We start from the raw sequence: 20447 nt of genomic DNA on the forward strand, positions 1-20447 counted from the left end.
TCAAATCCGCGCCGCGATGCCCCGCTGCGCACGCCGTTGGCTACATGCGTGAAATATCCGGGCTAGGAATCCGGGCCTGAGGCGTCAGCCGAGCGGAGCGAGGGAACGATGGAAGCCCGGAAGGGGCGAGACGCCGCAGGCGGCTCGATGCGCAGCGCGCACGACAGCGCGACCGGCCATGTTTCTTGGCCGGGGACGCACAGCATTCAATGCTCGATGCACAAGCTCATGCGTCAGTCATGGGGAAACAGGTTCGACAACGACTGCTGTGGTCTGGCCGATCCGGCGCAGCCGGTTCGGCGGTCTTTGAGGGGCGCCAAGCACCGCGCGGCGGGGATAGCCCGCAGGGCTTTCCCTGGAGGCAAGCGAAGCGCGCAGCGCCCCACAAGGGGCGCGTAGGCATCACGCCGAGTCGTCAGGGCGCAGGCTGGATTCCGATACCGGCATCCACGGCGATGACGAGTCCAGCAGGTAGCGCGCACCACGCGCGTACAGACCCGACAGCCCGGTGGGCTGGTAGAACCCGGTGACGCGGCGCCGGAACTGCGCGCCAAACTCGTTGGTGTAGATCACCGCGTCGCCGATCTTGAAGCGCAGGGGCTGGCCGTTCTCCGGCGCGAACGGCTTGAGCGCATCGTGCTGCGCAGTGATTTCGATGATGTAGTCGTGATGGCTGCTCATGGCATTGATCTCCTGCGAAGGTTGGAAAAGCGCAAGGAGCGCCTTGCGGCGCTCCGAGGGCCGGCTCAGACAGCGATCCGCCCGGCCAGCCGCGCATCGCGCGCGTAGGCGCTCAACCGCTTCTCGGCGCGGAAAGACAGGTCGCGCTCGATCGGCAGGCCCAGCCCGCCGCGCACCGTCGCCAGCTCGCCCAGGCTGACCCAGGCGATTTCTGGCGCACCCAGGCCCAGGTCACAAAGACCAAAGGCGTGGTCGTGGTCATCGGGATCAATCTCGGTCAGCAGCCAGGTCGCGCCGGCGTCCGGCGTAAACAGCTTGACCACGGGTGCCGGATCGAAGTCCGGGTTCTCCAAGGATTCGCGGCCGTTGGCCAGCAGCACGATGCGCTGCTCGTCAGTGATGAGTGCGTTGTTCACGGTGAACTCCTGAAAGGATGCCGGGCGGTATTGCCCGACCCTTCCGGGGCACGGCGCAGCGCAAGCAGTCAGGGGTCAACGACGGCCGCCAGGACGCAAGCGCCATCGGCGCGCAGCCCTTGACGGCGAGAACGCCGTGGCACGATGAAGGGAACAGCAAGACCGCCTCTCTCGCACCTCCACGCACCCCGGTTTTCGGCAAGTGCGCAGCACGCGCAGGCCCGCGAGGGCCGGAGTCGCGCGGCCGGGCGCAGCAAAAAAAGGGGGCCGAAGCCCCCAAGGGTCAAAGCAGGCCGCGCTCGGCGAATGACGTGGTACGGCTTCCCGCGACGATGACGTGATCCAGCGTGCGAACGTCCACCAGCGCCAGCCCCTGCCGAAGCTGCGCGGTCATCGCCTTGTCGGCCGCGCTCGGCTCGGGGTTCCCACTCGGATGGTTGTGCGAAACGATGACCGCCGCCGCATTGAGCCGCAGCGCCAGCTTCACCACCTCGCGCGGATGCACCTCGGCCGCGTCGATCGTGCCGTGGAACATCTCCACGTAGTCGATCAGCCGATGGCGCGTGTCGAGGAACAGCACCGCGAAGACTTCGTGCTCGAAGCCGGCCAGCTTGGCGCGCAGGTAGTCCTTGACCACAACTGGCGAAGTGAACTCGGCGCCGCGCTGCATCTTCTGTTCGATGACCTGGCGCGCGGCTTCCAGAATCTGGTCGGCGTCCGCCGGCCGATAGCGCCCACGGCCATCGCGCACCATCAGCGGAGTATCGAGAGAGAGGGAAAGTTGCGACATGATCGTGCTCCGGTTGCTCGGGCGGAATTGCCCGGAACCGGCGCCAGCACGGCGCAGCGCAAGCAGTCAGGGGTCGCAGACGGCCGCCAGGACGCAAGCGCGCATGGCGCGCGCCGCCCTTGACGGCGAGAACGCCGTGATACGGTGAAGGGAACAGCAAGACCGCCCACACCCGCCCACTGCACACAGTCGGCTTTTGGGGCAAGCGGAGCGCGCAGGCCCGAGAGGGCCGGAGGCGTCAGGGGTCAAAGCCGAATGGCCGCGATTCGGCACGAAGCGCGGGGCGCAGCCCGCGAACCCGACGGCGGCACGCCGGGACGCCCGGCTATTGCGGCAGCTTCTTGAGCTGCTTCGCCGCACGCGACTCCAGCAGTCGCCGCGTGGTTTCCAGCTCCTTCTGCAACAGTTCGGCATCCGGCAGCACGGTACGGTAGTTCGCCGCCATCACCTTCGTCGGCAAGCCCTCCAAGGCATACCGCGCCAGCGCGTGGCCCTTGTCGGCGCAGAGGATCAAACCCACGGGCGGGTTTTCGTCGGGATACGCCCAATGCTCCTTGGCGTAGTTGCAATACATGTGCATCTGGCCCACGTCCGCATGGGTCAGGCTGCCCAGCTTCAAGTCGATGATGACCAGGCAGCGCAGCCGCCGGTGGAAGAACAGCAGATCCACCCGATACCACGTCTGGTCGATGCGCAAGCGCCGCTGCCGACCGACGAAGGTGAACCCTTCGCCCAGCTCCAGCAGAAAATCCTCCAGCCGCTGGATCAGGGCTGCTTCCAGATCGGATTCCGAATACTCGTCCTTGAGGTTCAGGAACTCCAGCACATACGGGTCTTTGATCGCATCGTCCGGCCTGACGGCATCCTCCGGCCTAGGCGCAGCGCCCTTGACCAGCATCGCCGCCTTGTCCTTCGACAAAGCGGTGCGCTCGTAGAACTGGCTGCCGATCTGCCGGTCAAGCTGGCGCACGCTCCAGCCGCCGCGCAGCGCCTCGGCCTCGTAGAAGCGGCGGGCGTGCTCGTCCTTGACCGACAGCAGCCGCACGTAGGCCGACCACGGCAGCGTGAACACCTGCGCCAGCTCGCCCAAGGCCAATTTCCGAGACACTGTCTCGGATTTCTCGGCGGGCAGCCCGTCGCCCGATTTCCGAGACAGTGCCTCGGAAATCACCGGCCGGGGATAGGCGGCGAAGAACCGCCGCATGTTCTCCAGGTTGTCCGGGCTGAACCCGCGCCCGAAGCGCGCGGTCAGGTCGGCGGACAGCCGGGCAATCAACTGTTCGCCGTACCCTGCGCGCCGTTTGCCCTGTTGCTCGGCCTCCACGATGCGGCGACCAATCTCCCAATAGCTGGCCGTCATCAGCGCATTGACGCTGCGCGCCGCCGCCTGGCGGGCGGCATCGAGCAGTTCCACGATGCCGCCGTGGATGCCGGCGTAGCCGGCAGGCACGGCAGCGCCTTTTACTGCTTTGGGCGTCCGGGCGCTCATGCCGTGGCCTCCTGGGGCTGGCGTTGCCGCGCCTTCGTGATGGTCTGGCGCCGGGTCGCCACCAGCTCGGCCGCCTGGCGCACAGGATCGTCCTCGGTGTGGACATAGCGCATGAACATCGCCACGGTCTTGTGCGCTGTCAGCGCCATGCCGACCTTGAGCGGCACGCCCGAATTGGCAATGTCCGTCGCCGAGCGGTGGCGGATGCCGTGGGTGCCGACCTTCGGCACACCGGCACGGTCAAGGATGCGCCGCCACGCCTGATAGTAGGAGTGGGGGCTTAGCGGCTTCTTGTGATCGAGGATCGCAGGGCAAACGTAGGGCGAATCGCCATAGTGGGGGGCGCTCTCCAACAGGCGGCGAGCCTCGGCGCTCAGGGGCTTGGACATATCGCCGGTCTTGCTGTCCGGCCAGACCACCCGGCCGTTGGGCAGGTCGAGCCAATCCCATTGCAACAGCAGGATTTCCGACATGCGCGCCGCGAACTCGAATTGCAGCCGGACGGCCAGCAGGTGGATGGGATGTTCTAAGCCCTCGGCCTCGGCCTTCTCCAGATAGGCGAACAGCTTGGTCATCTGGTCGTCGGTAATGAGCCGGGTCGAACCCTTTTCCGGGTACTTGGGCACATGGCGGCAGGGATTGGAGCCATCGGGCCGGTAGCCCCACAGTTCGGCCAGGTTGAACATCTTTCGGACGAGCGACAGCACGCGGTTGGCCTGGGTGGGCGACTTCTCCATGCGCTTCATCAGCGCAGTGATGTCGTTGCGCGTGACCTCATGAACCTTCTTGCTGCCGAAGGCTGGGATGACGAAGCTGTCGATCTGGTACTGGTAGCCGGCCTGCGTGCTGGGCTTGTTGTGCGGCTTGGAGTGATCGTCCACGAACCGGCCGCACAGCTCCTTGACCGTCGGCGCCTTGCGGGCCTCGGCCTTGTCGAGTCCGGGGTCGCCCCCGCGCCGGACTTCGGCCAGCCAGTCTTGTGCCAGCGACCGGGCCTGTTCGACCGTCAGCTCGCCGAACTGGCCGATTGCCGGCTTGCGCCGCACGCCGGAGTTCGTGCGGTACTGAACCATAAAGACCTTGCGCCCGGTTGGTGTAACCTTGCACAAGAAGCCCGGAACGAGCGTATCCCGGAGTTCCACGTCGCAGGTTTGCGCCTGCGCCGTGTCAACGACGGACTTGGTGAGTTTGATTTTCGCCATGAGGTGCTCCTGATAGGCCCCGATTCCAGGGGCCGGCTAGGAGCCAGGCGGAAGGGAACCGGGGCGGTTTGCATCGCGCACCGGGATATGATCGAAGGCATTGGCCTGGGGGAAAACCTGCTACAGCAAGCCTCATCCAAGCCCATCGGTAGCCCGGTGCGGATGCCATGCTCTGGCTTAAAATCCGCCGCTTTCCCGAAAGGGAGCGTGCCGGTTCGACCCCGGCCCGGGGCACCACTCGCACACGACAGGACAACGCCATGAGTCGCGACGACGCACCTTTCGAGATTCACGTGCATGGCGACGTGAAATTGCGCACCGACGTGGGCTTCGACGCCCTGCAGGATGCCCTCAAACCCCTGTGGAAATATGCTGGCGCCCGCTCGCTGGCCGATGGCGCCGCCAGCCTGTACGAGGACGAGCCCGGCATCCGCTTCGATCCGCAGCAGCACCTGCTGCAGATGTGCTGGACGCTGCAGGGCGAGGACGACTTCCGCCATCAACTCGACGACCTCTGCATGAACCTCAACGAACTGTCGGCCGCGGGCTCGCAGATCGAGGTCACCTTCTACGACGCCGATTACGACGAGGACGATGAAGACGAGGGCCGCGAGGCGCGCGACGACTTCGTGCTGCTGTTCGTCGGCCCGACGCCCGAGGCCATCATGCAGGCACAGCGCGACCTGCTGGTCGAAGACGTGGTGGCGCTGATGGAGCGCCACTTCGACGGCGCCGAGCTGGGCGGCGTGGTGTCGGAGATCGACAAGCTGTTCCAGGGCCGCTATTCGGCGCTGACCAGCTCGCTGGAACTGGGCAAGCCGCCGCGCGGCCCGGGCAGCGGCGCGCCGGGCCACGGCGGTGGCCGCCGCCCGCGTCATCTGCACTGACCGCTTTATGACCGCCTGCGGCGCATGATTTCGGCTCCGCCTCCAATGACGAAATGATGAATGATCGCGCCTGCTGCGCGTGACCGGTGCATCGCGGTTATTCGTCATGGCGCGAAGCGCCGTCATTGAAGGGCCGCCAGGCTGAAGTCATGCGCCGCAGGCGCGTCATCAGTTCACACCGCCTTGTTATGCTGCACCCCGACCGGCCGCCACGTTGGCCGGCGGGAGTGGTTTGCGTGGCCTTGTTTTCGACTGAGGTACTGAACCCCGGCGTGCAGCGGCGCGAGTTGCTGGGCTGGGCGATGTACGACTTCGCCAACTCGGGCTACACCACGGTGGTCATCACCGCGGTGTTCGCAGCCTACTTCGTTGGCGGGGTGGCAGGCGGGGCCGACTGGGCGCCGCTGGCCTGGACGGTGGCGCTGTCGATCTCCTACGCCATCGTCATGCTCACCATGCCCAGCCTGGGGGCGTGGGCCGATCTGCGCGGCGCCAAGAAGAAGACGCTGATGGTGGTCACGGCCGCCTGTGTGGTCAGCACCGCGGCACTGGCCTGGGCGCGGCCGGGCAGCGTGGCGCTGGCGATGCTGCTGATCATCGTCTCCAACACCTTCTACTCGTACGGCGAGTCGATCACGGCGGCGTTCCTGCCCGAACTGGCCCGGCCCGAGGCCATGGGCAAGGTCAGCGGCTGGGGTTGGGCCTTCGGCTACGTCGGCGGCATGTTGACGCTGGCGGGCTGCCTGGCCTATGTGCTGCATGCGCAGGCGCAGGGCCAGCCGGCGTCGGCGTTTGTCCCCGTCACGATGTGGATCACGGCCGCCGTCTACGGGCTGGCCGCGTGCGTCACGTTCTCGCTGCTGCGCGAGCGCGCCAGCGGCGTGGCCGCGGTGGGCGAGCCGGCCAGCTTCGGTGCGGCGCTGGGGCAGCTCAAGGCCACGTTCCGCGAGGCGCGGCGCTACCGCGATTTCATCTGGCTGCTCACCTGCACCATGGCCTACCAGGGCGGCGTGGCGGTGGCGATCACGCTGGCGGCGATCTATGCCGAGCAGATCATCGGCTTCGCGCAGCAGGAGACGATGCTGCTGATCATGGTGCTCAACGTCGCCGCGGCAGCCGGCGCCTTTGCCTGCGGCTACCTGCAGGACCGCATCGGCCACAAGCTGACGCTGAGCAGCACGCTGGTGGGCTGGGTGATCACCTGCATCATCGCCGCGCTGGCCACCACCAAGGGGCAGTTCTGGGTGGCGGCCGCGATCGCCGGGGCCTGCATGGGCTCGTGCCAGTCCATCGGTCGCGCCATGGTGGGCCTGTTCGCGCCCCGCGCCAATCTGGCGGAGTTCTTCGGCCTGTGGACCTTCTCCACCCGCCTGGCCAGCATCGTCGGGCCGCTGGCGTATGGCGTCATCACCTGGGTCACCGGCGGCAACCAGCGCGTGGCCATTGCGGCCACCGCGCTGCTGTTCGTGCTGGGCCTGCTGGCGCTGATGCCGATCAACGTGCAGCGTGGCCGCGCGGCGGCGCTGCAGCCGGTGTGACCGGCGTCAGATCGCCAGCGTCGCGACCGCGGGTGCTGCCGCCCCGGCAGTCGCACCAGGCAGCCAGCGCAACGCCGCAGCGTGCAGGGTCTGGGTGGCGCCGGTTGCCAGCAACCGCAGGTGCCCGGGCGGCGGTGCCACGCTGTGGCCCGGTGAAAAGCGCAGCAGGCCGGTGGAATGCAGCAGGCGCTGGGCATGGCGGGCGACCGGCTGCCCGGCCTCGATCAGCGTGACGCCCGCGGGGATGCGGTGCGCAATCTGCTCGCGGATCAGCGGGTAGTGCGTGCAGCCCAGGACCAGGGTGTCGGTGGCATCACCCTCGCCGCCGAAGGGTGCCAGCGGCGCAAGGTAACGGTCCAGCAGTTGGCGGCTCTGCCCCCCGTCGCCGCTCAACGCCCATTGCTCGATCGACGAGGCCAGGCCGTCGCAGGCGATCGGTGTGAACCGCACGGCCGGGTGCGTCTCGCGCATCGCATCGCACAGGGCGCCGAACTTGCGGCTGGCCAGCGCGCCGCGCGTGGCCAGCACGCCCACGTGGCCGGTGCGCGTGTGGTGCGCCGCGGGCTTGAGGGCGGGCTCGATCGCCACCACGGGCCAGCCGGGGTTGTCCTGCCGCACGGCATGGGCGCCGGCCGCGCTGGCGGTGTTGCAGGCGATCACCAGCAGCTTGGCGCCGTGCGCATCGCGCAGGTGCCGCGCGATGGCCAGCGTGCGCTCGGCGACGAAGGCATCGCTGCGCTCGCCATAGGGCGTGTGGGCGCTGTCGGCAACGTAGACGACGTCCTCGCCAGGCAAGGTAGTGCGCAACGCCTGCAGCACCGACAGGCCGCCGATGCCGCTGTCGAACACGCCGATGGGTGCGGCGCGGTCGGTGCTGTGGCGCGGCGGCGTCAAGCGGCCGAGACGGCGATGCCTTTGAACTCGCCGCTGGCGATGCGCTTTTCCCACTCGGCCGGGCCGGTGATGTGCGCGCTGGTGCCGCCGGCGTCCACCGCCACGGTCACGGGCATGTCGACCACGTCGAACTCGTAGATGGCTTCCATGCCCAGGTCCTCGAAGCCGACCACCTTGGCGGTCTTGATGGCCTTGCTGACCAGGTAGGCGGCGCCGCCCACGGCCATCAGGTAGGCCGACTTGTGCTGCTTGATCGCCTCGATGGCGGCGGGGCCGCGCTCGGCCTTGCCGATCATGGCGATCAGGCCCGTTTGGCTCAGCATCATGTCGGTGAACTTGTCCATGCGCGTGGCCGTGGTGGGGCCGGCGGGGCCAACGGCTTCGCCGTCCACCGGATCGACCGGGCCGACATAGTAGATGACGCGGTTGGTGAAATCCACCGGCAGCTTCTCGCCCTTGGCGAGCATGTCCTGAATGCGCTTGTGCGCCGCATCACGACCAGTCAACATCTTGCCGTTGAGCAGCAGGGTCTGGCCCGGCTTCCAGCTCGCGACCTGTTCCTTGGTCAGCGTGTTCAGGTCAACGCGCTGGCTCTTCTCGGTGTCGGGCGTCCAGTCCACCTTGGGCCACAGGTCGAGGCTCGGCGGGTCGAGGTAGACCGGTCCGCTGCCGTCCAGCACAAAGTGCGCGTGGCGCGTGGCGGCGCAGTTGGGGATCATGGCCACGGGCTTCGATGCCGCGTGCGTCGGGTACATGGCGATCTTCACGTCCAGCACCGTGGTCAGCCCGCCCAGGCCCTGCGCGCCGATGCCCAGCGCGTTGACCTTCTCGAACAGTTCCAGGCGCAGCTCCTCGACCTGCGTCAGCTTCTCGCCCCTGGCGGCCTTCTCCTGCAGCTGGTACATGTCCAGATCGTCCATCAGGCTCTGCTTGGCCAGCAGCACGGCTTTCTCGGCCGTGCCGCCGATGCCGATGCCCAGCATGCCGGGCGGGCACCAGCCGGCGCCCATCGTGGGCACGGTTTTCAGCACCCAGTCGACCAGGCTGTCGCTGGGGTTCAGCATCGCCATCTTGCTCTTGTTTTCAGAGCCGCCGCCCTTGGCCGCCACGGTCACGTCCACCGTGTTGCCCGGCACGATCTCGGTGAAGATGACCGCGGGCGTGTTGTCCTTGGTGTTCTTGCGGGCGAAGTGCGGGTCGGCCACCACGCTGGCGCGCAGTGTGTTGTCGGGGTGGTTGTAGCCGCGGCGCACGCCTTCGTTGATGGCGTCTTCCAGGCTGCCGGTGAAGCCTTCCCAGCGCACGTCCATGCCCACCTTCAGGAACACGTTGACGATGCCGGTGTCCTGGCAGATCGGGCGGTGGCCGGTGGCGCTCATCTTGCTGTTGGTGAGGATCTGGGCCATCGCGTCCTTGGCGGCGGGCGACTGCTCGCGCTCGTACGCGCGCGCCAGGTGTTGGATGTAGTCGGCCGGGTGGTAGTAGCTGATGTACTGCAGCGCGGCGGCGATGGATTCGATCAGGTCGTCCTGCTGGATGGTGCTCATGGGGATCCTCTCTAGCGTGTGAATGCTGGCGGCGGCGCAAGGGGCTTCGCGGCTCTGCTACCGTGCCTGAACCCGCCATTTTGACAGGCCGCCCCATGCCCGACGCTGACACCCCCACGCGCGCCGAGCGCGACACCTTCGGCCCGATCGACGTGCCGGCCCACCGGCTGTGGGGCGCGCAGACGCAGCGCTCGCTGCAGAACTTCGACATCTCGGGCGAGCGCCAGCCGCGCGAGATCATCCACGCGCTGGCGCTGGTCAAGCGCGCGGCGGCGGTGGTCAACCAGCGGCTTGGCCTGCTGGATGAGCAGAAGGCCGGCGCCATCGTCGCCGCGGCCGATGAAGTGCTGGCGGGCAGGCATGAGGGCGAATTTCCGCTGGTGGTGTGGCAGACCGGCTCGGGTACGCAGACCAACATGAACCTGAACGAGGTCATCGCCAACCGCGCCAGCGAGCTGCTGGGCGGCGTGCGCGGCGAAGGGCGGCGGGTGCACCCCAACGACGACGTGAACAAGGGCCAGTCGAGCAACGACGTGTTCCCCACCGCGATGCACGTGGCGGCGGTGGAAGCGGTCACGAACCGTCTGCTGCCCGCGTTGCAGAAGCTGCGCGGCAGGCTGGCGCAGAAGTCGCGCGACTTCGCCGACATCGTGAAGATCGGCCGCACCCACCTGCAGGACGCCACGCCGCTGACGCTGGGGCAGGAGTTCTCGGGCTACGTGGCGCAACTCGACCACGCCGAGGCCCACGTCCGTGCTGCATTGCCGCACCTGTGCGAGCTGGCGCTGGGCGGCACGGCGGTGGGCACGGGGTTGAACGCGCCGGCCGGCTACGCTGAGGCCGCGGCGGCCGAACTGGCGCGCCTGACCGAGTTGCCCTTCGTCACCGCGCCCAACAAGTTCGAGGCGCTGGCGAGTTGCGACGCGCTGGTCCACGCGCACGGCGCGCTGAAAGGGCTGGCCGCCAGCCTGACGAAGATCGCCAACGACGTGCGCTGGCTGGCCAGCGGCCCGCGCAGCGGCATCGGCGAGATCACGATCCCCGAGAACGAGCCCGGCTCGTCCATCATGCCCGGCAAGGTCAACCCGACGCAGAGCGAAGCCCTGACCATGCTGTGCGCGCAGGTGATGGGCAACGATGTGGCCATCAACATCGGCGGCGCGTCGGGCAACTTCGAGCTGAACGTGTTCCGTCCGCTGATCGCCCACAACTTTCAGCAAAGCGTGCGCCTGCTGGCAGATGGCATGCGCAGCTTCAACGACCACTGCGCGGTGGGCATCGAGCCCAACCGCGCCCGCATCGACGAGCTGGTGCAGCGGTCGCTGATGCTGGTGACGGCGCTGAACCCGCACATCGGCTACGACAAGGCCGCGCAGATCGCCAAGCACGCGCATGCGCAGGGGCTGAGCCTGCGCGAGGCGGCGCTGGCCAGCGGCCACGTCACGGCCGAGCAGTTCGACGCCTGGGTGGTGCCGGCGGCGATGACGGGCGAGGGCTGAGCCGGCCCGCGATGCGGTGACAGGGCAGGGGGGGACTTGTCAAATTATTTGATGATTGAAAAACGCATCCAGCGCCCGATGAACGGGCGCCAGCAGCTTCTTTTTTTGAAGTTATAAATGGCGTCAATTTGCTATCGCTTGATTAATGCGCTGTGCTGGGTCCGGGCGACGCACCGCGCTCACGGGGACGCAGGCTTCAGGCGCGCGGCTCTCCGCGCGTGCTGCCCCAGGCGCCGGGCCGCTGGCGCCTGGCCCCCACAGGCGTTAGAGTGCGCCAGTCAGAGCTTTGTAAGAGCCTGGCCGGATCATGGCCGGGTTTTGGGCTGGTGCCATGCACGCTGCGTGGCTGGCCAGCAGGTTCTGCATTAAGGCAACAACAGAGGAGACAAGCCAGCATGAGCGCCATTCAATCGGTTCTGGTCGAAAACCGCGTATTCCCCCCCAGCGAAGCCATCGTCAAGGCCGCCCGCATCAGCGGCATGGACGCCTACAAGGCGCTGTGCGACGAGGCCGAGCGCGACTTCGAGGGCTTCTGGAGCCGCCTGGCCAAGGAGCATGTGGTGTGGGCCAAGACGCCCACGCAGGTGCTCGACGACTCCAACAAGCCGTTCTACAAATGGTTTGCCGATGGCCAACTGAACGCCAGCGCCAACTGCCTCGACAAGCACATGGGCACGCCGGTCGAGAACAAGACCGCCATCATCTTCGAGGCCGACGACGGCGCCGTCACCAAGATCACCTACCGCGAGCTGCTCACCCGCGTGAGCCAGTTCGCCAACGGGCTGAAGGCACATGGCGTCAAGAAGGGCGACCGCGTGCTCATCTACATGCCGATGACCATCGAGGGCATCGTCGCCATGCAGGCCTGCGCGCGCATCGGTGCCACGCACAGCGTGGTGTTCGGCGGCTTCTCGGCCAAGGCGGTGCAGGAGCGCATCCAGGACGGCGGCGCCGTGGCCGTGGTCACCGCCAACTACCAGAAGCGCGGCGGCAAGGAACTGCCGCTGAAGGCCATCGTCGACGAAGCCCTGTCCATGGGCGGCTGCGAGTCGATCAAGAACGTGTTCGTCTACGAGCGCACGCCCACCGCCTGCAACATGGTGGCCGGCCGCGACAAGACCTTCGCGCAGATGCTGGAAGGCCAGAGCACCGACTGCCCGCCCGAGATGGTCGATGCCGAACATCCGCTGTTCGTGCTCTACACCAGTGGCTCCACCGGCAAGCCCAAGGGCGTGCAGCACGCCACGGGCGGCTACATCCTGTGGACCAAGCTGACGATGGAGTGGACCTTCGACCTCAAGCCCGAGGACGTGTTCTGGTGCACGGCCGACATCGGCTGGGTCACCGGCCACAGCTACATCACCTATGGCCCGCTGGCCGCCGGCGCCACCGAGATCGTGTTCGAAGGCGTGCCCACCTACCCCAACGCCGGGCGCTTCTGGCAGATGATCGAGCGCCACAAGTGCAGCATCTTCTACACCGCGCCGACGGCCATCCGCTCGCTCATCAAGGCCTCCGAGGCCGACGAGAAGGTGCACCCGAACGCATCCGACCTGTCGAGCCTGCGCATCCTGGGCAGCGTCGGCGAGCCGATCAACCCCGAAGCCTGGATGTGGTACTACAAGAACGTCGGCGGCGAGCGTTGCCCCATCGTCGACACCTTCTGGCAGACCGAAACCGGCGGCCACATGATCAACCCGCTGCCGGGCGCCACGCCGCTGGTGCCGGGCTCGTGCACGCTGCCGCTGCCGGGCATCCAGGCCGCCATCGTGGACGAATCGGGCAACGAGATGCCCAATGGCTCGGGCGGCATCCTGGTCATCAAGAAGCCCTGGCCCAGCATGATCCGCACCATCTGGAACGACCCGGAGCGCTTCAAGAAGAGCTACTTCCCCGAAGAGCTGAAGGGCTACTACCTGGCGGGTGATGGTGCCGTGCGCGACGCCGAGACGGGCTACTTCCGCATCACCGGCCGCATCGACGACGTGCTGAACGTCTCGGGCCACCGCATGGGCACGATGGAAATCGAATCGGCCCTGGTGGCCAAGACCGACCTGGTGGCCGAGGCCGCCGTGGTGGGCCGCCCCGACGAGACCACGGGCGAGGCGATCTGCGCCTTCGTCGTGCTCAAGCGCCCGCTGCCGCACGGCGACGAGGCCAAGGCCATCGCCAAGGAACTGCGCGACTGGGTGGCGCACGAAATCGGCCCCATTGCCAAGCCCAAGGACATCCGCTTCGGCGAGAACCTGCCCAAGACGCGCTCGGGCAAGATCATGCGGCGCCTGCTGCGCAGCCTGGCCAAGGGTGAGGCGATAACGCAGGACACCAGCACGCTGGAGAACCCGGCCATCCTGACGCAGCTGGATCAGACCTACTGATGCCGCGACCGTCGCCATGAAAAAGCCCGCGCACTGCGCGGGCTTTTTTCTTGGGCGGCCAGGCCGCAGAGGCGGCCGGGATCGGCTTACTCGAGCGTCAGGATCCAGGCCACGAGCTTCCTGGCCTCTGCGTCGTTGACGCCGGCGTTGGGCGGCATCGGCACCACACCCCAGACGCCGGAGCCGCCTTTCAGGACTTTCTGCACCAGCTTGTCGACGGCAGCACCACCGTCCGGCGCGTACTTCCTGGCCACGTCCTTGTAGGAGGGGCCGACCAGCCGCTTGTCCATGGCGTGGCAGGCCATGCAGTTCCTCGCCTTGGCCAATGCCTCATCGGCCATGGCCGGTGCGGCCGCCGCGGCGAGTGCGGTGGCGAAGGCCCATGCAAGGTGCTTCATGCGCTCTCCTGTTTTTGGTCGGACAATTTGTCGACGATTCTAGGCTGCCGTCTTCAGCCGCCGGTGTCGGAGAAACCGGCAAGACACCATGAAAAAAGACCGCACTTGTGCGGTCTTTTTCAGGCAGCCGGCACCAGGGCCGGATGACGCCGGATCACTTCAGGCTCATCACCCAGGTTGCCAGCTTCTTGGCCTCGTCGGCGTTCACGTTGGCGTTGGGCGGCATCGGCACGGGGCCGAAGACGCCGGAGCTGCCCTTCATGATCCTGCCAGCCAGCAGATCCACGGCGCCAGCATCGCCAGCATGTTTCTTGGCCACGTCCTTGTAGGCGGGGCCCACCAGCTTCTTGTCAACGGCATGGCAGGCCATGCAGTTCTTGGCCTTGGCCAGTGCTTCGTCCGCCATCGCCGGTGCGGCAGCGGTGACAGCGGCCAGGGCGGCAAAAGTCAACAGAACACGCTTCATCGTCATATCTCCATCATGGGTAGTTGCGCTACAGTGGTTCAACGCGATTTTAGGATTGCCGGTTGACCTGAGGGAACTCTAAAACTGGCGCACATCAAGGATAAACCATGTATCTGTTGGGCCTCGGCATCATTTTGTTGCTCATGAAGTGGCAGGAAATCGGTCCGGTGGCCACCTGGTCGTGGTGGCTGGTGCTGGCGCCCTTCGTCGGGGCCGCGTTGTGGTGGACCTGGGCCGATGCCTCGGGCTACACCAAGCGCAAGGCCATGGAGCGGGAAGACCAGCGCAAGCTCGACCGCATCAACCGCCAGCGCGAGGCGATCGGCCAGAAGCCGAAAACCGCGCCGCCCCGCCGCCGCTGACATCGACCAAGGCGCGGCAGCCGGGGCAGGGCGCACGGCGGCCAGCACGGAAAGCCATAATCAACGGGCTCGGCGGCTTTGGGGCCGGCGGGCCCAGTTTCGGTTTTCCTGCTTGCAACGGATCTGCTCCATGCCCACCTATCGTTCCAGAACCTCCACCGCTGGCCGCAACATGGCCGGTGCCCGCTCGCTGTGGCGCGCCACCGGCATGAAGGATGGCGACTTCGAAAAGCCCATCATCGCCGTCGTCAACAGCTTCACGCAGTTCGTGCCGGGCCACGTGCACCTGAAGGACATGGGGCAGCTGGTGGCGCGCGAGATCGAGGCCGCCGGCGGCGTGGCCAAGGAGTTCAACACCATCGCCATCGACGACGGCATCGCCATGGGCCACGACGGCATGCTGTACAGCCTGCCCAGCCGCGACCTGATCGCCGACAGCGTGGAATACATGGTCAACGGCCACTGCGCCGACGCCATGGTGTGCATCAGCAACTGCGACAAGATCACACCCGGCATGCTGATGGCGGCGATGCGGCTGAACATCCCGGTCATCTTCGTCTCCGGCGGGCCGATGGAGGCCGGCAAGAGCAAGCTGGCCGTGCCCGGCACGGCACCGGTGCAGTTCAAGAAGCTCGATCTGATCGACGCCATGGTGATGGCCGCCGACAGCGCCGTGAGCGACGCCGACGTGGCCGAGATCGAGCGCAGCGCCTGCCCCACCTGCGGCTCGTGCTCGGGCATGTTCACCGCCAACTCGATGAACTGCCTGACCGAGGCGCTGGGCCTGTCGCTGCCCGGCAACGGCACCGTGGTGGCCACGCACGCCGACCGCGAACAGCTGTTCAAGCGCGCCGGCCACTTGATCGTGGAGCTGACCAGGCGCTACTACGAGCAGGACGACGAGCGCGTGCTGCCGCGCAGCGTCGGCTTCAAGGCGTTCGAGAACGCCATGACGCTGGACATCGCCATGGGCGGCTCGACCAACACCATCCTGCACCTGCTGGCCATCGCGCAGGAGGCCCAGATCGACTTCACGATGAAGGACATCGACCGCCTCTCGCGCGTGGTGCCGCAGCTGTGCAAGGTGGCGCCCAATACCGACAAGTACCACATCGAGGACGTGCACCGCGCCGGCGGCATCATGGCCATCCTGGGCGAGCTGGCGCGCGCCGGCAAGCTGCACACCGACACGCCCACGGTGCATGCGCCCACGCTGGGTGCCGCGCTTGCCGAATGGGACGTGATGGCCCAGCCCGCCGAGGCGGTGCAGACCTTCTACAAGGCCGGGCCGGGCGGCGTGCCCACGCAGGTGGCCTTCAGCCAGTCGGCCCGCTGGCCCAGCCTGGACACCGACCGCGCGCAGGGCTGCATCCGCTCGATGGACCACGCCTTCTCGCAGGAGGGCGGCCTGGCGGTGCTGCACGGCAACATCGCGCTGGACGGCTGCGTGGTCAAGACCGCGGGCGTGGATGACAGCCTGCTGGTGTTCGAAGGCCCGGCCCACGTGGTCGAGTCGCAGGACGAGGCCGTGGAGCACATCCTGAACGACCAGGTGAAAGCCGGCGACGTGGTGGTGGTGCGCTACGAAGGCCCCAAGGGCGGCCCCGGCATGCAGGAGATGCTCTACCCCACCAGCTACATCAAGAGCAAGGGCCTGGGCAAGGCCTGCGCGCTGCTGACTGACGGGCGCTTCTCGGGCGGCACCTCTGGCCTGTCGATCGGCCATTGCTCGCCCGAGGCGGCGGCCGGCGGCACCATCGGCCTGGTGCGCAACGGCGACCGCATCCGCATCGACATCCCGAACCGCCGCATCGACGTGCTGGTGTCCGACGAGGAACTGGCGCGTCGCCGCGCCGAGCAGGACAAGCTGGGCTGGAAGCCCGCGCAGCCGCGCCCGCGCAAGGTGTCGGCCGCGCTGAAGGCCTACGCGCTGCTGGCCACCTCGGCCGACAAGGGCGCGGTGCGCGACCTGTCGATGCTGGGCGACTGAAACCGGCTGAGGCGGAGCCGCATCCACGCCGCATGCGCAGGCATGTGCACGGGTGCGTGAGCACATGTCCGGGGCGCGCGAGATTCGCCAGCGCATTGCCGCCGTCGGCAAGACGCGGCAGATCACCAGCGCCATGCAGCGCATCGCCTACATCCGCATGGGGCGGGCGCAGCAGCGGGCGCGGCAGGTGCGGCCTTACAGCCAGTCGCTGTTCCGCATTGTGGCGCGCATGCTCGAGCAGCACCAGGACCACCGCTCGCCGCTGATGGCGCAGCGCGTGCCCGCGCACCGCGTGGGCATGATCGTGGTGACCACCGACAAGGGGCTGTGCGGCGCTCTCAACACGCGGCTGCTGCACATGTGCATCACGCAGATGCTGTCGTGGCAGGCGGCAGGGCGCGAGGTGAGCGTGACGGTGATCGGCGCCCGCGGCCTGGGCGCCATGCGCCGCGCCGGCGCGCGCATCGTGGCGCAGGCCGTGGGCGTGGCCGACCTGGCGCCCGACGACGTGACCGCGCTGATGGGCGCCGCGGCGGTGCCGCTGCACCAGTTCATCGACGGCCGCATCGACGAGCTGTTCGTGGCCACCAACCGCTTCATCAACGCGCTCAGCTTCGAGCCGGTGCTGGCCCGCATCCTTCCGTTCAGCCGCGAGCTGGCCGAGCTGCCCGCGGTGCACGCGGGCGAAGTGGCGGTGCCCTACCTGTACGAGCCGGAGCCCGGCCCGGTGATCGACGCGCTGCTGCTGCGCTACGTGGAGACCGTGATCTACCGCGCCATCGTCGAGAACGCCGCCTGCGAGCAGAGCGCCCGCATGACCGCCATGAAGGCGGCCACCGACAACGCCGACCGCATGATCGACGAGCTGACGCACCAGTACCACAAGTCGCGCCAGGAGGCCATCACGCGCGAGCTGGCCGAGATCGTGGCGGGCGCCGACGCGCTGCGGAGCGGGTGATGGCCGAGCCTGTCACCACGGGCGGGGCGCCCGGCTTTCACCTGCAGGTGTCGACGCTGCACGAATCGCTGTTCGAGGGCCAGGTCCGCTACGTCGGCGTGCCCGGCGTGTGGGGCTATCTGGGCGTGCTGCAGCACCACACGCCGCTGCTGACCGAGGTTGCGCCGGGCCGGCTGCTGATCCGCCCCGTGGCGGGGCCCGAACGGACGATCGAGGTCATGGGCGGCATCGTCGAGGTGGCGCCCTGGGGCGTGACGCTGCTGGCCGACTACGCCGGGCGCGACGCCCAGGCCGAGGAAGACCGCATGGCCGAGGCGCGGCGCCAGGCATCGGTGCACGTGCCGTTTGCCGAGCGGCCCATCGGCGCGGCCGCCGTGCGGGCCGAACTGGACGCGGAGCTGGTGCGTTTTTTCGCCGCCGCCATGCGCGATCGGCGGGGGTGACCGCGCCGCCGTGCGCACTGCCGGGGTGGCGGCCGTTCGCACAAGGGCGCGGCGCGCCAAGGGTCAGCGTCACCAGGGGCTGTACATAATCCAGCCCATGCTGATGCACCCCCAAATCGACCCCATCGCCATCCAGATCGGCCCGCTGGCCATTCACTGGTACGGCCTGACCTACCTGGTCGCGTTCGCGCTGTTCTTCTTCCTGGCCACGCGGCGCCTGCGGCACGAGCCGTTCGCCAGCATCACCCTGCCCGCGCCGTGGACGCGGCGCGACATCGAGGACATGCTGTTCTGGGGCGTGGTCGGCGTCATCGCCGGCGGGCGGCTGGGCTACTGCCTGTTCTACAAGCCGGCCTATTACGCCGCGCACCCGCTGGAGATTTTCTACATCTGGCAGGGCGGCATGAGCTTTCACGGCGGCATGCTGGGCGTGATCGTGGCGATGATGTGGTGGGCGCGTTCGCGCGGCCGGCCCTGGATGCAGGTGACGGACCTGATCGCGCCCTGCGTGCCGCTGGGCCTGGCCTCGGGCCGCGTGGGCAACTTCATCAACGGCGAGCTGTGGGGCCGCGTGGCCGATCCGTCGCTGCCCTGGGGCATGGTGTTCCGCGGCGCGGGCGATGCGCCGCGCCACCCGTCGCAGATCTACCAGTTCCTGCTCGAAGGCGTGCTGCTGTTCATCCTGCTCTGGCTGTACGCGCGCCAGCCGCGCAAGATGGGGCAGGTGAGCGGCGCCTTCCTGTTCGGCTACGGCGTGTTCCGCTTCATCGCCGAATACTTCCGCGAACCCGACGCCCACCTGGGCCTGCTGGCGCTGGGCATGAGCATGGGGCAGTGGCTGTGCATCCCGATGATCGTGGCCGGCGCGGCCATGTGGCTCTGGGCCACGCGGCGCGACGATGCAGCGCTGGCCTATCAAAAATAGGAGCTGCTTGCGCCCGTTAATAAAAGATTTCAGGTCTTTTTGTATCTGAAATCATTGTATAACAAGCGCAAGCAGCTCATTTTTCAGGAGTGAACAACCGCATGTCTTTCGCTTGCAAGCCACACGGCACGGACCGCGCCAGCGGGCGCTTCCGCCCTGGCCCGCGCCACGAACAGCCATGACCGACAAGACCACCAACGGCCTGGAAGAAGCGCTGACCCGCCAGCTGCGCACCACCCGCGAACGCCTCGGCGCCATGCTGGGCCGGCAGGGCGAGGCGCTGTCGCCCTGGGTGCTGCGGCGCACGCTGCGCGAGCTGCAGAACGTGGCCGACCCGGCGGTGAGCGACGTCGAAGGCGGCCGCCGCGCTGCCGGCGTGGCCGGCTGGTACGCCCAGGCCACGCCCGAGCAGCGGCGCGATTGCTGGCTGCTGATGAGCGAGCAGTTCCCGCCCGATCCGTCCGCCATCCAGGCCGCGCACGACGCCTACGACGCCGCCCGCGGCACCGACGAGGAAGCCCGTGCCGAAGTGCGCCTGCGCAAGGCCTTCGCCTCGCCCCGCACGCGGTTGCTGCAGCGCTTTGCCGCTTTCCCCGAGGGCGTGCGCTTTCTGGTCGATCTGCGGGCCGAGCTGCTGCCGCACCTGCGGCACGAAAAGCGCCTGCTGGCGCTGGATGCCGAGCTGGAAGACCTGTTCTCCAGCTGGTTCGACGTCGGCTTTCTGGAACTGCAGCGCATCAGCTGGCACTCGCCCGCGTCGCTGGTCGAAAAGCTCATCAAGTACGAGGCGGTGCACGACATCCGCAGCTGGGCCGACGCCAAGAACCGGCTCGACGAGGACCGGCGCTGCTATGGCTTCTTCCATCCGCGCCTGCCGGGCGAGCCGCTGATCTTCGTCGAGGTGGCGCTGCTCAAGGACATGGCCGGCAGCATCACCCCGCTGCTGGACGAGGAAGCCGCCGCCGCCGACCTGGACAAGGCCACCGCCGCCATCTTCTATTCGATCAGCAACACGCAGACCGGGCTGCGCGGCGTCAGCTTTGGCGACTCGCTGATCAAGCGCGTGGTCGAAACCCTGCGCGCCGAATTCCCCCAGCTCAAGGTGTTCGCCACGCTGTCGCCCATCCCCGGCCTGCGCGGCTGGCTGGGCAAGCACGCCGACGATTTGCTGCAGGCCATGCCCGCGCGGGCGCGCCAGGCGCTGGCGCGCGAGCTGCAGCAGACCGAGCTGAAGGCCGCCGACATCACCGCCGCGCTGGAGAAGGCCGCCGAGCTGGGCGAAAAATCCGCCCTGCGCCGCTGGCTGCTGGCCGCGGCGGCGCGCTACCTGGGCAGCGAACTGACACCCGATGGCCGCCCGCTGGACGCCGTGGCGCGCTTTCACCTCGGCAACGGCGCGCGCGTGGAGCGGCTCAACTGGCTGGCCGACCCATCCGCCAAGGGGCTGAAGCAGTCCTACGGGCTGATGGTCAACTACCTGTACGACCTCAAGCGCCTGGACCGCCACCGCGTGCAACTGGCACAGGGACAAATCCCGGTATCGAGCGCCGTGCAAAGCCTGCAAGATTGATGGTTGCCCCTTGA

At 67.8% G+C, this 20447-nt stretch carries 19 protein-coding genes; 10 read left to right on the forward strand and 9 right to left on the reverse strand.

Annotated elements, in window-relative coordinates; translation table 11 throughout:
- Positions 1–402 precede the first annotated feature (402 nt).
- The 5 genes from ACFSCU_RS09395 to ACFSCU_RS09415 all read right to left on the reverse strand — a co-directional run bounded on the left by ACFSCU_RS09395 (position 403) and on the right by ACFSCU_RS09415 (position 4578).
- Positions 403–681 carry a hypothetical protein gene (locus ACFSCU_RS09395; protein WP_019372676.1) on the reverse strand — a complete coding sequence of 93 codons (279 nt, stop codon included), beginning with the start codon at positions 679–681 and terminating at the stop codon, positions 403–405.
- A gap of 65 nt (positions 682–746) precedes the next feature.
- Positions 747–1097, reverse strand: coding sequence for a DUF2958 domain-containing protein (locus tag ACFSCU_RS09400; RefSeq protein ID WP_019372677.1), 351 nt, complete (start codon positions 1095–1097; stop codon positions 747–749).
- 283 nt (positions 1098–1380) lie between these two features.
- Positions 1381–1887, reverse strand: coding sequence for a RadC family protein (radC, locus tag ACFSCU_RS09405; protein ID WP_241349770.1), 507 nt, complete (start codon positions 1885–1887; stop codon positions 1381–1383).
- A gap of 325 nt (positions 1888–2212) precedes the next feature.
- On the reverse strand, positions 2213–3376 hold the full coding sequence (locus tag ACFSCU_RS09410; RefSeq protein ID WP_167814581.1) for a PDDEXK nuclease domain-containing protein: 1164 nt from the start codon (positions 3374–3376) through the stop codon (positions 2213–2215).
- Positions 3373–4578 (reverse strand): tyrosine-type recombinase/integrase, encoded by a 1206-nt coding sequence (locus ACFSCU_RS09415; protein ID WP_377560530.1) that lies wholly within the window; start codon positions 4576–4578, stop codon positions 3373–3375. The genes ACFSCU_RS09410 and ACFSCU_RS09415 overlap by 4 nt, the downstream gene beginning before the upstream one ends.
- A 260-nt stretch (positions 4579–4838) precedes the next feature.
- On the opposite strand from ACFSCU_RS09415, the gene ACFSCU_RS09420 reads away from it, so the two are divergent.
- Both ACFSCU_RS09420 and ACFSCU_RS09425 read left to right on the forward strand, forming a co-directional pair.
- Complete coding sequence (locus ACFSCU_RS09420; protein WP_377560532.1) at positions 4839–5465, forward strand: DUF6806 family protein; 627 nt, start codon at positions 4839–4841, stop codon at positions 5463–5465.
- A gap of 236 nt (positions 5466–5701) precedes the next feature.
- Positions 5702–7003: an MFS transporter gene (locus ACFSCU_RS09425; protein ID WP_308645868.1), complete on the forward strand. Its 1302-nt coding sequence runs from the start codon at positions 5702–5704 to the stop codon at positions 7001–7003.
- 6 nt (positions 7004–7009) lie between these two features.
- Here the strand turns inward: ACFSCU_RS09425 and murI are convergent, their stop codons facing one another.
- Together murI and ACFSCU_RS09435 are read right to left on the reverse strand one after the other, a co-directional pair.
- The gene (murI, locus tag ACFSCU_RS09430; protein ID WP_377560534.1) at positions 7010–7897 is read right to left on the reverse strand and encodes a glutamate racemase; all 888 of its coding nucleotides are present in this window, start codon (positions 7895–7897) and stop codon (positions 7010–7012) included.
- Positions 7894–9444 (reverse strand): fumarate hydratase, encoded by a 1551-nt coding sequence (locus ACFSCU_RS09435; protein ID WP_180551045.1) that lies wholly within the window; start codon positions 9442–9444, stop codon positions 7894–7896. The genes murI and ACFSCU_RS09435 overlap by 4 nt, the downstream gene beginning before the upstream one ends.
- A 95-nt stretch (positions 9445–9539) precedes the next feature.
- Between ACFSCU_RS09435 and fumC the strand changes: the two genes are divergently transcribed.
- Together fumC and acs are read left to right on the forward strand one after the other, a co-directional pair.
- Positions 9540–10943 (forward strand): class II fumarate hydratase, encoded by a 1404-nt coding sequence (gene fumC, locus ACFSCU_RS09440; RefSeq protein ID WP_180551046.1) that lies wholly within the window; start codon positions 9540–9542, stop codon positions 10941–10943.
- Positions 10944–11338: 395 nt separating this feature from the next.
- Positions 11339–13321: an acetate--CoA ligase gene (gene acs / locus ACFSCU_RS09445; protein WP_333706726.1), complete on the forward strand. Its 1983-nt coding sequence runs from the start codon at positions 11339–11341 to the stop codon at positions 13319–13321.
- Positions 13322–13407: 86 nt separating this feature from the next.
- Here the strand turns inward: acs and ACFSCU_RS09450 are convergent, their stop codons facing one another.
- Together ACFSCU_RS09450 and ACFSCU_RS09455 are read right to left on the reverse strand one after the other, a co-directional pair.
- Positions 13408–13719: a c-type cytochrome gene (locus ACFSCU_RS09450; RefSeq protein ID WP_180551047.1), complete on the reverse strand. Its 312-nt coding sequence runs from the start codon at positions 13717–13719 to the stop codon at positions 13408–13410.
- A gap of 154 nt (positions 13720–13873) precedes the next feature.
- Positions 13874–14185: a c-type cytochrome gene (locus ACFSCU_RS09455; protein ID WP_180551048.1), complete on the reverse strand. Its 312-nt coding sequence runs from the start codon at positions 14183–14185 to the stop codon at positions 13874–13876.
- A 107-nt stretch (positions 14186–14292) separates the two neighbouring features.
- On the opposite strand from ACFSCU_RS09455, the gene ACFSCU_RS09460 reads away from it, so the two are divergent.
- The 6 genes from ACFSCU_RS09460 (at position 14293) to ACFSCU_RS09485 (ending at position 20433) form a co-directional block, all read left to right on the forward strand.
- Positions 14293–14547: a TIGR04438 family Trp-rich protein gene (locus ACFSCU_RS09460; protein ID WP_180551049.1), complete on the forward strand. Its 255-nt coding sequence runs from the start codon at positions 14293–14295 to the stop codon at positions 14545–14547.
- A 130-nt stretch (positions 14548–14677) separates the two neighbouring features.
- The gene (ilvD, locus tag ACFSCU_RS09465) at positions 14678–16537 is read left to right on the forward strand and encodes a dihydroxy-acid dehydratase (protein ID WP_180551050.1); all 1860 of its coding nucleotides are present in this window, start codon (positions 14678–14680) and stop codon (positions 16535–16537) included.
- 64 nt (positions 16538–16601) lie between these two features.
- A complete protein-coding gene (gene atpG, locus ACFSCU_RS09470; protein ID WP_180551051.1) occupies positions 16602–17495 on the forward strand; it encodes an ATP synthase F1 subunit gamma in 894 nt (297 codons plus the stop codon).
- Positions 17495–17938, forward strand: a complete 444-nt coding sequence (gene atpC / locus ACFSCU_RS09475) for an ATP synthase F1 subunit epsilon (RefSeq protein WP_333706732.1) — start codon at positions 17495–17497, stop codon at positions 17936–17938. The genes atpG and atpC overlap by 1 nt, the downstream gene beginning before the upstream one ends.
- Before the next feature lie 97 nt (positions 17939–18035).
- Complete coding sequence (lgt, locus tag ACFSCU_RS09480; protein ID WP_257646187.1) at positions 18036–18863, forward strand: prolipoprotein diacylglyceryl transferase; 828 nt, start codon at positions 18036–18038, stop codon at positions 18861–18863.
- Positions 18864–19041: 178 nt separating this feature from the next.
- Positions 19042–20433, forward strand: a complete 1392-nt coding sequence (locus ACFSCU_RS09485; RefSeq protein ID WP_333706733.1) for a malonyl-CoA decarboxylase — start codon at positions 19042–19044, stop codon at positions 20431–20433.
- Positions 20434–20447: the final 14 nt, after the last annotated feature.

Origin of the sequence: Ottowia beijingensis (genome assembly GCF_042680925.1) — a bacterium.
Classification (GTDB): domain Bacteria; phylum Pseudomonadota; class Gammaproteobacteria; order Burkholderiales; family Burkholderiaceae_C; genus Ottowia; species Ottowia beijingensis.